The following is a 12,855-nucleotide window of genomic DNA, read 5'->3' as shown; positions in this document are numbered from 1 at the left end:
AGCGTCGCCTACGAGTACGACAAGGACGGCAACCAGCGAGTGTGTGGGCGGTGTGTCCGAGGAACGCGCCCACGGCCGGGTGCCGGTCGGGCCGGGGTGTCGCCGGAAGGCGCGTACGAGCGTGACGCTCGCCTTGCGGTCGGTTCGGCGTCCGGCGTTTCCGGCCGACCGGCGGTTGAAGGAGTCGGGGTCCCGGAGCGCTGTGACAGCCGCGCCCTGTTCGCCCGTCGATCAGACGGGCACGTCCCATCGCGGGCCGTCAGCCCCGCCGAAGGTGACGAATTGTCGTTGACTGGTGACGGTGTAGACGAAGTCGCCGGACCCGGGTCGTCCGGCGGTGTGCCACCAGGCAGCCGCAGTCTCGACGTGCGCCCACAGGTCGTGGGGTCCCCAGGTCCAGGCGGGGTGGTCGCCGTCGGGATCGGACACGGCCATGGCGTACGTCGCGTCCGGACCCCACGCCTGGGCGCGCAGGTGGCCGGCCTCGTCGACGTGGGTGGCGATGCGCACGTCGGGCAGCACGATCCCCAGGACGGAGAGCAGTGTGGGGTCGGCGAGTTCGGCGGGGTCGACGGCGCTGTCGCGGTCGGGGCGCTCGGTACAGGGGCCGGTCCAGGTGGGGTCGTCGTGTCCGGTGAGGGTCATGAACGCGCTGTCGCCGACGAAGCGTCCGGTCGCGGTGCCGGTGTCGTCGACGTCCAGTGCCAGCAGGTGGCCGCGGCCGTCGCCGCCTCCGACCCAGGGGGTGAGGATCCGGCCGCCGGGCCGGGTCTGTTCCAGCCACGCATACGGCACGCGGCGTACCGCCCCGGTCGCCTCGACGTGGCGGACGTCGCCGCGGCGGCGAGCGCGGCCGCCGACACGCCGGCGCCGACGAGCGAACGGGTCGTGACAACCGCGGTGGTGGAGGTAACGGCGGCGGTCGTGGTGGTGGAGGCGGTGATGGTCATGGTGTCCTCGCAGTCTGCGATGCCGGCGGTGAAGTGTGTTGCAGAGGAGACCCCCACCACCACCGGAACTCATCGCCCACCGCGAAGATTCTTTTCCGAACCTCGAATCCGCAACTCCGGCACTGACCACCCGAAGATGCGAAACACCACGCAATCGACGACGACTTCCGCGAACGGCGAGATCCGCGAACAGAGCCACACCCGGGAGCCTCATCCGCTACGCACAGAGACTGCAATGGTGTTGTCGTGTCTTGTTCATGCCCGGTCCGATGGTCGGGCCTGTCTCCACGATGCAGCCGTCGATGAGTGGCCGGGGCACTGGATCCGGCGTCAGCCGCGTCTGATCTGCATCACGAGATGGACGGGTGCGGTGAAGGCGACGTTGCGGGCAGTTCCGGTCCGGTCCCCGGGCTCGCGTCGCCGACGGCGACGCCGCTCCGCGGCCGCGTCCAGGAGCGCGCGTGCGCCCGGAGTCAGGGCGGAGAGTTCGTCCATGGGCAGGCGGGCGAGCGTGCTCCGTCGCGGTGTGGGTGCGCCAGTGCCGTCCGGGCGGGATCGATCAGGTGCAGCGAGAGCGTCGGCGAGTCCCAGCGTGCCGGGCCGGGTGCTCAGTTGCGGCGCCAGGAGAGTCACCCCGCGCAGCCGGCCAATGGCTCAACCAGTCGCTTGGTGGCCCACGGCTTCCATCAGGCGAAGGATCCGCTGAGGCACCGGCACCAGATACTCGTGCACCAAAGGTCCCGGCGCGATCACACGGTGCCGGGCGTCCGGACCGACGACGTCAATCACCGGCTCCCAGCCCGTCGGCAGAGCATCGTCCAGGCGCGCCCGGTAGGTGCCTCCGTACGTCTCCAGCAACACCACCGTGACGAACGCGGACAGGTCTGAGCGCAGGGTAATCCGGTCCTCTGCCTCGAACTCGTCGAGTGGCAGCCTCTGCACGTAGTCGTCCAGGACGCCGACCGCGCTCAGCGGAGGCGTCGAATTCGAGCGCGGCCTCCTCGCCGCCGAACTGCTCCACCAGCCCGGATCGCCGGTCGACAGCCACTCATTGAACTCGTCGATGTCGATCACAGCCTCAGAATGCGAGCCCGTTGTAGAACCATCGAAGCCCGCCGGAGTTGAGGCGCGTGATCAAGTCGCCGGCCGCCAGAGGACCGTCATCAATCGACGCCGTAAGGTCTTCGATCCTGCACTCCATGGTCGGTGCCAGCCCGGCAATCTCGATCTCCCGTCGACTGGTGAGGCGGAAGCTGCAAAGACCGCACAGCAGTCCTTCGACTGCCAACTTCATCTCGTACAGCAGCGTCGTCTCCGGCTCGGCGCTCAACGCCAGGGCCGCAGCTTCGAGCCTGCACGCCGGACAGCGGGTGAGCATCCGCAACTGGACACGCTCGTCACTCACACCGATGATCACCAGTCCCGGCTCGCCTATCGCCCTCGCGACGTTTTCGACAACGTCGTCAGGCATGCCCGCGAAGCGGCTTTCGATCCTGAACCGGGCCTGGTTGATGCGTAATTGCACATCTCGCTCGGCGAGGTCGGATCTGGTGTCCAAAGCGACCTGCTCGACATCGGACCACGAGTCCCGGAACTCGGCGCGGTCCTGGCGGGTGTGGTCAAGCAGCCGACAGAGGGTGTCCACGAAGGTGCCGAGGTAATCCTCAGCAGTGCCGGCACCAAGGTGGGCCACCCCGTTGCGCAACTCGATCAGGCCGTCCAGTTCCTCCGACTTGGCGAGCACACCCATCTTCCGTAGCCTGGCGATCGCCGTGCTCGCGCCGATGGTGTGGATTCTGCGCGGCGCAGTGGTCGTGGCGCCGGCCAGGTGCAGCAGCATCTCGTCGCTACCCTTCACCTCCGACAGGAGTGTCGGGTGCACCAGTACGAGTGCAGCCTCGGCCGGCCGTTCGACGGCTACACCAGCCTCCAGCAGGAACACGTCTGTCTGTCCGTCAGCGTGGGCATCCAGAGCAAGATGCGCGAAGTTCTTCGCTCCGGAGACCAGGTGCTCGAACGTGACCGTCGATGCCCTGTCAAAGACGGTATCGCCGCCCGGACGAATCTCCACCGGAGTTTTCCTCACGCCGTCGCGGGCCAGGGCCGCCGCGAACGTTCGCCCCCACCCATGGCGCCGGCTGCCGTCGTACCCAGATCGGAGACAACCACAGAGCAAGCCACAGGACCGGACGCTCCCGCCGCTACGCCGTACCCGACCTCGCAGCCTTGGTGGTTCACACGTTCGGGAGCCGCCGGCTACATCTCCCAGTGTCGTTCGGGTCGTTCGGCCCAGGCCCATTGCCGGTCGGGTTCGACGGTGATGCCGAAGTCGTGGCCGTGGATGCGGTGTTCGTCCTGCCAGTGCAGGGCGGCGTCGACCTCGTCCCACAATCGTCTCGGCCCACCCTGGACGGCCTTGCCCACGCCCACCGGTCGTCGACCAACGCCCAGGACCGGCCGGTGTCCCACAGCCGCCACACGGTGCCGCCTCCGAGCGTCCCCAGTCGCACGTCGGGGAGTCTCGGCGCGACGGCGTGAGTGAAGTTCCCGTCCCGGTACAGCGACTCCTGGACCCACTCCGCCTCCGCCTCGCCCGTAGCGGGCTCGGCTTCGCGTACCACCTCGAAGGCGGCCCCGTCGCGTTCGCCGCGCAACTCCATGAACGCCACGCTGCGCACGAGCTTGCCGGACGCGATGTCGCCGTTGTCGTCGACGACCAGGCGCAGGAGGGCGCCGGCGCCGAAGCCGGGCGATCACGGCGCGACGATCACCGCGCCCGGGCGGGCCTGTTCGATCCACGCGTACGGCACCCGGTGGGTGAAGGCGGCGGTGGCGTGCACGCGATCGAAGGGCGAGGCGTCCAGTGCGCCGAGGGTGCCGTCGCCGGTGATCACCGTGGGGGACAGGCCCAGTCGGGCGTGGGCGGCGCGGGCTCCGGCCGCGAGGGCGGGATCGATCTCGACCGAGACGACGTTCTCCTCGCCCAGGCGCCACGCGAGCAGCGCAGCGGTCCAGCCGGGCCCGGTGCCGATCTCCAGGCCCGGATGGCTCGGATGGACGTCGAGTTCGGTGAGGAAGGAGGCGACCGCGCGGTACTCGCTGAACGAGCTGCTCGCCAACGCTCCCACCGCGTCGATGGCGCCGTCGTCGACCTGGGTGACCACCGGTGCCGGCCGCAGGACCACCTCGTCCCACCCGCCCGGGTCCGTGCGTCGGTCCACCGCGGTGTGGCGGCCCGTCGCGGGGTCGGCGCGCCAGACCACGTCGGGCGCCAACGCGGCGCGTGGCACGGCGAGCATGGCCTCGCGCACCCACGCGCCGGGGAAGGCGCCCTCAGCATCGAGGGCGCCCACGATCGCGGCGTCGTCGCGCACTACGGCTTGTCCTTCTTACGGCGTCCCGGGCCCGGGTCCCCGATGCCGGACAGGGCGCCGTCCTGCTTCTGCTTGGGATCGGGCTGCGGCGGATCCGGTTGGGGCGCCGGCGGCTTGCTGTGATCACCCACGACGGGGCCTCCACGTCCTCGGAAGCGAGATGACGTTCCGAGCATGAAGCGCCACGCCGAGTGACGGCAAGGCCGCGACGAACTCCCCGCCGTGGCGGCCACGTTCCGGATGGCGCCTCGTCGATGCGGCGATCACTCGGGTGTCGTCGTCCGGTGGCGCGTGCGGAGCCCTCGCTACCCGCAGGACGACGCACAGACCGTCGTATCAACCATCGAGGCGTTGCAGCGCAGCCGCCCGGCCGTCGCCGTGGGGCTGCGTCGTCTCGACGGTGATTGGGGGCGGGAGATCTCGATCTCCTCGCACGAACGGTTCGGTGTCGAGGACGATCCCGCGGTGCGGGCGCGGATGGCGCCGGCACCGGCCCGTCGCCCGGGCCCGGGCGTGCCGGACGGATGCAATGTGGCCGGCCAGGTGCGGGTGAGTGCGGCGCTCGCCTGGTCGTGCCTGGTCGAGGAAGACCCGGTGCCGAACGCGTTGCGTGCGGTCCCGGAGGGGACGGCCACCGAGGAACTCGATCGACTCGTGTCGCCGATCCCACGGTTCAAGGCCGTGGACGACGCCGGGTGCCCGCATCCCGCCGGCATCCCGCCGACGACGGCGGACGGACCGCTCCACTGTGCCGACCCGGTACTGGGACTGTCCCGGCGTCGTGGCCCATGATGTGATCGTGACGTCACCTGCCGCGACCGGCCCCGTTCAGCAGTGCTCGGGCACCACACTGCAAGGACGTCGATGTCGGGCACTGGTGCCTGCGGAGAACATATGGTGCGCGGCCCACCGCCCGGACGACGCCGGGCCCGCGCCCGTTCGAGCCGACACGCGGCCGCAGTTTCGCGGCGAGGACGAACAGGCGGCGCATCGCGAGCGCGTCAGGGCCGCGGTCGCGTGTTCCTATTGCGACGCCGCGATCGGCCGGCACTGTGTGGGGCGCGACGGCAAGGACCGGGTGAGCAATCACAACGAGCGTCGCCTCGCGTACGCACAGGCCCACGACACCGCCGGCACGCCGAAGGAGAATGAGCCCTCGACGGCGGACACCGACGACGACTCCACCGTCGCCGGTGTCATCGCGCGGCGATGGAGTTTTCCGCTCCCCGCCGGCGCCCTGCCCGAACGCATGGCCCAACCGGGCTGGACCTACGAGAAACAGGTCGCCTACCGGTGTCCCGCGTGCGACGGCGTACTCCACAGCCTGCGCAAGCCCTACGCCGACGCGAACGGCAAACCCGGACGGTACATCGCCCTGGTCTGCCCCGCCTGCCCCACCGTCAGCACCCTCGCCGATCTCAAAATCAGCTCCCGCGACCTGAACAAACCACCTTTGCCGAGCACACCGGGCGAAGCGCCGGAGGGCGGTCCGCCGGTCCCCGGCCCGCGCGCCGCCGTGTTCGCTCCGACGCGCGGCGAACCCCGCCCGCCCGCGATCGTCGCCCGCCGCCTCGACCAGCCCGGGAAGTGGCCGACCGACCTGCCCGCGTCGACCCACCGGGAGACGCGGCGCCTGTACTGGAGCAAGGTCGCCGACCCGCACTGGCGCCTGCCCACCCCTCTTCCCCGGGACGCCGACATTCGGGTGATTCTCCCCGAAGGAGACGACTACCGGCCCCTGCGCGAGCACCTGACCGCACACGGCGTGCCCTTTCGGGCCGTGCCCTACTGGGTCGAGTCCGAACTGGTCACCACCCTCGACGACGACGGCGCACACGTCGCACCGATCGCACGACCCAGACTGTCGCCGTTCGCCGCGAACGGCACCGGCGACCAACGCCCACTCGTCGAAGGCCCCGGCGCGCACGCGGCGCGTGACGTGTTCGAAGCCGCCTGGGACAACCTCGCCCCCGTCGACCCCACCGGCGTCCCCGACCCGGTGCCGGTGGCCGACCTCGTCCCCGCCGCGTGGGTCCCGCTCCTGGCGCACCCCACGTTCAACCCGGCACAGATCCAGGCGATCCCCGTCGTCCTGGACCCCGACGTCGGCCACGTCCTGATCGTCGCGCCCACCGGCGCGGGCAAGACCCCCATCGGCATGGTCGCCGCCCTCGACACCTGGGACCGCGGCCGCAAGGCCGTCTGGCTGGTGCCCCAACGCTCACTCACCGACGAACTCGACCGCGACCTCGAACCCTGGCGACGCCACGGGATCCGCGTCGCCCGCCTCTCCGGCGAATACGCCACCGACGTCCAGGCCATCCGCGACGCCGACGTGTGGATCTCCACCACCGAGAAGTTCGAGGCGATCTGCCGCAACGCCTCCCTGCGCGACATCCTGGCCAAGGTCGGCTGCCTGATCGTCGACGAGATCCACCTGCTCGGCGACCCGGTCCGAGGCCCCGTCCTGGAAGCCCTGCTCGCCCGGGTACGCGACGTCGCCGACCAAGTCCGCATCGTGGGACTGTCGGCCACCGTCTCCAACGCCGAGGACATCGCCCACTGGCTCGCGGCGCACATCGTCCGCGTCGCCTGGCGCCCCACCCGCCTGGTGTGGCAACTCCCGATGATCCCCCTCGCCGGAGACCGCGCCGCTCGCCAACACGCCCGCACCCGCGCCGCCGTGCGCCTGACCGAGACCGTCACCGAGCACCACGGCAGCGTCCTGGTCTTCTGCGGCAGCAAACGCAACGTCCGCACCACCGCGCTGGCCATCGCGCACAGCAGGGGAGTGCCCACCACCGGGGCCGACCCGGACGACACCGACCGCGTCCACGACCTGTGCGGACAAGCCGGCGTCGCCCTGCACTACCGCGACTGGCCCCACAAACGCGAAGCCGAACGCGACTTCCGCAACCGCCACGCCGACGTCCTCGTCGCCACCTCCACCGTGGCGGCCGGCGTCAACCTGCCCGCCCGCGCGGTCGTCGTCCGCGACACCCAGATCGGCATGGACCGGGTCGAAGTGTCCACGGTCCAACAGATGTTCGGCCGAGCGGGACGCGTCGGCGCCGGAGAGAGCGAAGGCTGGGCCTACCTGGTCACCGAGGAAACGGAACGACCCGTCTGGCAGGCCCGCCTGGCCGCCGGCTACACCGTCCGCTCCCAGATCCGCAACACCCTCCCGCACCAACTCCTGGCCGAAGTCGTCCAGGAACGCGTACGCACCATCCGCGAAGCCGACGCCTGGTGGCTCCAGACCCTCGCCCACCACCAGGGCGACCGCGACCTCGACCCGCTCGGCGACGCACTCGACCTCCTCGTCGAAGCCGACTGCCTCCGCCGCGACCCGGGCCCCCGCGGGGACGACGACCTCGCGGCCACCGACCTCGGCCGCCTCACCAGCCGCATCATGGTCACCGTCACGATCGCCGACCGACTGCGCAAGGCCGTCGCGTCTCTCCCGATCCCCCACAGCGCCGACGACGCCGAAGACCACCTGATCCTCCTCGCGGCCGTCCTGTTGCCCGCCCTCGAACAGGCCCCCGTCAACGAACGCGCCGAAACCGCCGTCCTACGCGTCCTGCACGCCCGAGGCATCGACACCGACCTCGGCGCGTGGGCACCTCCACGAACGGGCCTCGCGTCCAAACCCTCCCTCCAACCCGGAGACCTGGCCCGCGCCGCGCTCCTGCTCGTGGCGAACAGCCCCCACCTGTTCCGCCGACCCGGCCGCACGATCGCGGGCATCCCCACCGACAACCTCACGCCCGTGCTCGAGGAGGCGCAACGCTACCTGTCCTGGCTCGGCGCCCAGGGCGCGTGTGGAACCCTCCACCCCTGGGCCGTGATCACCGCCGCCGACCTCGGACGCCGCGTGCGCTGGCGCGTCCTGGGCCCCCGTCGCGGGGCGGGCCGCCTCCTGTGGATGTGCGAACAGATGGCCACCCCCCTGCACGCCACCGAGGCCGTCCCACAGATGTGGCGAGCCGCCACCGCCCGCGACGTCACCGACCCCGACTGGCCCACCGGACGCCCACCCACCGGATGCCGCCTCGAACCCGATCAGTACACCGCGCTCCTCAACGCCCGAACCACCCACACCACCCTGGCGGCTACACCCGCGCACGGCATCGTCACCGATGCGCCCCCCGGCGCGGTCGTCCACGTGTGGGACGGAACCGCCCGACACACCCACACCGGGCTCGACGACACGACCACGCTGACCTATCCCGAATCCGCCGGCGACGACACCTCCGCGGGCCACCGGGGCATGGCCGCCTTCACCCGCCGGGGCGACCACAACGCGACAGGATGGCTCTCCACCTACCGCTCGACCACCACGTGAAACCGCCCCGCCACGAAACGCGATCGGCGGGTCCACGCCTCGCCCCGGCGGCGAAACCGTGCGCGGGCCGCGCACCGGACGGCTCGACGACCGGACCCACGCCGCCCGGTGACTCGTAGCCGTCCACGACGACCCGACGCCGTTTCGATCGACCGGGAGCCGATCCGGCGTCGACGGTGGCCGGCCCGGCGAGGCGACAGCCGGCGACGGGTGGGACGACCGCGGAGAAGTCGAGCACACGTCGAGCGTCGCGGGCGAGGAGCACGGCGTCGGGCTCGTGTGCGCCGGTGTACACGACGGCGTCGTCTGCGGCCTCGCGGAAGAGCCTCTGGTCCCAGAGCTCGGCGTTGTCGCGCAGACGCCGGGTGCACGATGCGCGCTGTTACCGACGCACGGCACACTGTCCATCCCGGGCGGACCGAAGGGAACGACATGTTGCGCAGGCACCTCCGCCGTGTGACCGGTGTGGTGCTGGGCCGCCACGATTGGGTGGTGCTGTCCAACGGTGGCGTGGTGCTGCGCCGCGAGCGGACCAGGCGAGCCGCCGACCGGTGGATCCGGACGTTCGTGGCGGAACACGGCCATCACTCCGTCGTCCTCGTGAACACCTCGATCACGCAGTTGCGAAACGAGCGTCCGCCGCTGTACCCGATCGGGATCGCCTCGGACCACGCCCGAGGCGATCTGACCGTCGCCGGCGTCGACATGCCCGAGGACTACCACCCCCGCGACTCCTTCGGCCGCGACACGGACTACGTGGAGGGGCTGCGCCCCGACGTCGATCGGCAACTCGCTGCGGTGTTCGGCCCGTTGGCTTCCGGAACCGATCCCGATTTGGCGAAGGCTACGCCGCCGAGCCGCGAACCACCGAACGATGCTGGACCGACTGTCCCACGTCGATCGGCCGGCCGACCACGGAGGCGGACCTGCGCACCGTGGAAGCCGGGAACACCCGATGGCTCAAGGAGACGATCAACGCGCACGGATGGCCCGGGTTCGACCGGGTCGACGCGGAAGGCTCGGACCACGTCTGCCTGCTGGTGACCGACGCCGATTCCGACCCGGAGTTCCGGCGATCGTGTCTTCGCCTGCTCGAGGAGGCGGTGACTGCAGGGCAGGCGTCCGCGCGCTGGCTCGCGCACCTCACCGACCGGGTACGTGTGCACGACGGTCGGCCCCAGCTCTACGCGACCCAGTACGCAGTGTTCGACGGCATCTCCGGGGCCGGGCCCGTCGAAGACCCCGACGGCCTGGATCGACGACGTGCCGAGATGGGACTGGACCCCGTGGCCGAGTACGACCGGCGTGTTCGGGATCAATACGAGGTGTGACCTCCAGGTCCTCGAGTGCCCGGTTCAGGCGTCTCCGAGTACGTCGGCGGCCGCCGCCACTCCCACCGGCACAAGCGCACTTCGGAGTGCGCGGAGTCCTGGGCCGTATGAACACCGAGTGGCGCCTGCCCGCGGCCGCGCCACGCCGCCCGGGTCCGTCGCAGGAACACGGACGATCCCGGGGCGACTACGGTGTCGGGGTCGACGAGCGGGGGGACAGGAATGCCCGGGGTGAGGATTCACCGGTACTACATACAACGACTGCACCGATGTCGCGCGCATCGTCGTCCACCACTGGATGCGGCGGCACCCCTACTCTGCGGACCGTTGTCTCGCCGAGGCGTCGAACATTCCCGACAGCCTGTCGTACGAGCTGGATCGGTGTGCGCACGAGCAGGGCCTGGTGCTGCTCGGCGCGATGGAGTACGAGTTCGTCTTCGATCCCGGCGGCGACCTCTCCCGCTCCGTGAGGCATGAGGTGTTGCGGATGCGCCGACGCCAGGAACGGCGACCATGGCGCCGCCGCCGCATGGTCCTGGTCCGGGCCTGGCAGAGCACCGAACCGGTGACCACGCACCGGTGAGGCGCCCTTCGCGAGGCGCGGACGCGCCGCCCGCGGATCGTCAGTGCGCAGGCCCTTTGCCGAACACTGGGCCGGTGGTGGTGTCCAGACGCACGGCGAGCGCGCTGTGATGTCCTCCCTTCACGGGCGTGATCGTGCGGATCCGCCCAGTCAGGCCCTGATATCGGGCGCCGGCCCGATCATCTGATCGCCCAAGGCCCTTCGCGTGCTCTGGTTCTCCGACGCCCGTATCCGTACAGTGATACTCGTGGTACCCAGTGTTGTCTCGGGCGGGGGAGCGTACATGCGTCGTGCATTGATCGTCGCGAGCGGTGACCAGGGCTCCGACAGCGACGGGGACGGGCATCCCGGTCAGCCGTGGACGCCGCCGCAGGACCCGCCGAAGCCGGACGGCAGCACCCCGGACGGCCCCGGCAAGCACAAGAAGTGACGGGCACCGGACAGGAGTTGCGCCCTGGCCGGGCCCGCTTGGCCCGCGCGCTCCGCGACAGCGGTGTCATACCCGCGGCCTGGTCGCCCGCCTTCGAGGCCATCGACCGCGCCTGGTTCCTGCCCACCGTGATGTGGCCCTTCGACATGGCTACGGCGACCAGCGTCACCTGCGACCGCGACACCGATCCCGACACGTGGTTCGCGTACGCGGACGCGAACGTGCCCGTCACCACTCAATGGGACGACGGCCGGCACACCGGACCCGCACCCGGCCGGGTGCCCACGTCGTCGGCGTCGATGCCCAGCGTCGTGATGGCCATGCTCGACGACCTCGACATCCACCCCGGCCACCGAGTCCTCGAGGTCGGCACCGGGACCGGATGGAACGCCGCCCTGCTCACCCACCGCCTCGGCCCCGACCACGTCACCACCGTCGAAGTCGACCCGACCGTCGCCGCCACCGCCGAAAACACCCTCCGGGCGCACGGCCTGCACCCCACCGTGATCACCGGCGACGGCCTCCTCGGGCACCCGCCGGCCGCGCCCTACGATCGGATCATCGCCACCGCCGGACTGCGCCGGGTTCCCTACGCGTGGGTGGAACAGACCGTGCCGGGTGGGGTGATCGTCGCGCCGTGGGGGACGCGGTTGACCAACGCCGACCACGTGGTGCGTCTGGTGGTGGCCGACGACGGGAAGAGCGCGTCGGGCCGTTTCACGACCCCGGTCGAGTTCATGAAGATTCGCTCCCAGCGCCCCGAACGCCTGGACCAGGCCGCGTACCTGCCCGACGGGTTCCCCGGCGACGCCACCACGACCGTGACGACGTTGACCTCCCACGACGTGGGCTTCGAGGATCCCATCCGCCACCCGTTCATGACCGCGGCCGGCGTGCTGGTCGGTGATTGCGTGCTGTTGAGCGATCGGCGCGCCGGCGCCGTCAGCGTCTGGTTGTACGCCCTCTCGGATCGTTCCTGGGCCGCCGGTGTCTTCCACGACGCGACACCGCGGACCACGGTGTACCAAAGCGGATCCAGGCGCTTGTGGGACGAGATCGAGTCCGCCCACCGCTGGTGGACCCACACGGGCAGCCCGACCTGCGACCGCTTCGGCCTCACGATCGATCCACAGGGCGAACACGCCTGGCTCGACGTACCGACGAACCGCCTCGACGCGTAGGACGCACGCCCGGCCGTCGCTTGCCCCCCGACCTGCCGCATGAGCACGCCGTACGCCACGTCAGAACAGCACTTCGTCCATGAAACACCGGCAGACCGGTACCCGCGTCGGCCTTCTTGGTGCTCCATTCCACATAGACCGGGAAGTCGAACGCCCCGTCGCGGCGGCGTTCCTCCTCGGTGGCCGGCCTCGGCTGCCACGCCGTGCCGGGGAAGGCGGGCGCGCTGCCCGCCCGGACGACCTCCATGTCCTGCAGCGCGCCGGACATGACGCTGTACCGTGCGAGGAGGACCTCGGAATCGGGCCATTCCTTGGCCGTCGTCGCCAGATGGTGGTCGTTGAGCGGGAACCGGTCGCACCGGGTGAGAAACGCCGCAGTGTAGGCCCGAGCGCGCCTGTCGACATCGGGGAGGGCGCGGTCGACGCAGCGTTCACACCGGCCGGCGGCGACGTCGCACAGGGTCCGGTCCTTGACGAGGCTCTTCCCGCAGGTGCGGCATTGCGTCTTGGCGACGTCCAGGGAACGTGCGCCCTTGCCCAGCAGGAACAGCCGTCGGGCCGCGATCACGTCCACTCGGGTCTCCTTCGGTCGTGCCGGACTCTCTGGCCGGCTGTCTGCCGCAGACGCTAGTGCCGCATCAGGCAACGTTTGCCCTGT

Annotated in this window: 14 protein-coding genes; 6 read left to right on the top strand and 8 right to left on the bottom strand. The window is 70.8% G+C overall.

Annotated elements, in window-relative coordinates; all coding sequences use genetic code 11:
• Positions 1–231: 231 nt before the first annotated feature.
• The 7 genes from GT354_RS45620 to GT354_RS56140 all read right to left on the bottom strand — a co-directional run bounded on the left by GT354_RS45620 (position 232) and on the right by GT354_RS56140 (position 4,455).
• Positions 232–795: a hypothetical protein gene (locus GT354_RS45620; RefSeq protein ID WP_161363354.1), complete on the bottom strand. Its 564-nt coding sequence runs from the start codon at positions 793–795 to the stop codon at positions 232–234.
• A 485-nt stretch (positions 796–1,280) separates the two neighbouring features.
• Entirely contained in the window at positions 1,281–1,445 is a 165-nt protein-coding gene (locus tag GT354_RS45615; RefSeq protein WP_161363352.1) for a hypothetical protein, read from the bottom strand.
• Between the two features lie 159 nt (positions 1,446–1,604).
• Entirely contained in the window at positions 1,605–2,024 is a 420-nt protein-coding gene (locus tag GT354_RS45610) for a hypothetical protein (RefSeq protein WP_161363350.1), read from the bottom strand.
• 4 nt (positions 2,025–2,028) lie between these two features.
• A complete protein-coding gene (locus tag GT354_RS45605; RefSeq protein ID WP_161363347.1) occupies positions 2,029–3,021 on the bottom strand; it encodes a hypothetical protein in 993 nt (330 codons plus the stop codon).
• Between the two features lie 185 nt (positions 3,022–3,206).
• The gene (locus tag GT354_RS45600; protein WP_161363345.1) at positions 3,207–3,374 is read right to left on the bottom strand and encodes a hypothetical protein; all 168 of its coding nucleotides are present in this window, start codon (positions 3,372–3,374) and stop codon (positions 3,207–3,209) included.
• Between the two features lie 329 nt (positions 3,375–3,703).
• A complete protein-coding gene (locus GT354_RS45595; protein WP_161363343.1) occupies positions 3,704–4,324 on the bottom strand; it encodes a methyltransferase domain-containing protein in 621 nt (206 codons plus the stop codon).
• Positions 4,324–4,455, bottom strand: a complete 132-nt coding sequence (locus GT354_RS56140; protein WP_272924022.1) for a hypothetical protein — start codon at positions 4,453–4,455, stop codon at positions 4,324–4,326. The genes GT354_RS45595 and GT354_RS56140 overlap by 1 nt, the downstream gene beginning before the upstream one ends.
• Before the next feature lie 160 nt (positions 4,456–4,615).
• Here GT354_RS56140 and GT354_RS45590 point away from each other — a divergent pair, with 160 nt between their 5' ends.
• From GT354_RS45590 to GT354_RS45570, 6 genes are all read left to right on the top strand, one after another.
• Positions 4,616–5,116: a hypothetical protein gene (locus GT354_RS45590; protein ID WP_161363341.1), complete on the top strand. Its 501-nt coding sequence runs from the start codon at positions 4,616–4,618 to the stop codon at positions 5,114–5,116.
• A gap of 7 nt (positions 5,117–5,123) precedes the next feature.
• On the top strand, positions 5,124–8,672 hold the full coding sequence (locus GT354_RS45585) for a DEAD/DEAH box helicase (RefSeq protein WP_346012476.1): 3,549 nt from the start codon (positions 5,124–5,126) through the stop codon (positions 8,670–8,672).
• A 176-nt stretch (positions 8,673–8,848) separates the two neighbouring features.
• The gene (locus tag GT354_RS56900) at positions 8,849–10,003 is read left to right on the top strand and encodes a DUF6624 domain-containing protein (RefSeq protein ID WP_346012475.1); all 1,155 of its coding nucleotides are present in this window, start codon (positions 8,849–8,851) and stop codon (positions 10,001–10,003) included.
• A gap of 298 nt (positions 10,004–10,301) precedes the next feature.
• Positions 10,302–10,586, top strand: coding sequence for a hypothetical protein (locus tag GT354_RS45575; RefSeq protein ID WP_161363337.1), 285 nt, complete (start codon positions 10,302–10,304; stop codon positions 10,584–10,586).
• A 283-nt stretch (positions 10,587–10,869) separates the two neighbouring features.
• Complete coding sequence (locus GT354_RS53100; protein WP_202513037.1) at positions 10,870–11,016, top strand: hypothetical protein; 147 nt, start codon at positions 10,870–10,872, stop codon at positions 11,014–11,016.
• A complete protein-coding gene (locus GT354_RS45570; protein ID WP_346012474.1) occupies positions 11,013–12,197 on the top strand; it encodes a methyltransferase domain-containing protein in 1,185 nt (394 codons plus the stop codon). The genes GT354_RS53100 and GT354_RS45570 overlap by 4 nt, the downstream gene beginning before the upstream one ends.
• Here the strand turns inward: GT354_RS45570 and GT354_RS45565 are convergent.
• Positions 12,133–12,771, bottom strand: a complete 639-nt coding sequence (locus GT354_RS45565) for a hypothetical protein (RefSeq protein WP_161363335.1) — start codon at positions 12,769–12,771, stop codon at positions 12,133–12,135. The two genes, GT354_RS45570 and GT354_RS45565, sit on opposite strands and share 65 nt — an antisense overlap.
• Positions 12,772–12,855 lie beyond the last annotated feature (84 nt).

Origin of the sequence: Streptomyces sp. SID3343 (genome assembly GCF_009865215.1) — a bacterium.
Lineage (GTDB): Bacteria > Actinomycetota > Actinomycetes > Streptomycetales > Streptomycetaceae > Embleya.
This window is presented reverse-complemented; position numbering and strand designations above follow the sequence as displayed.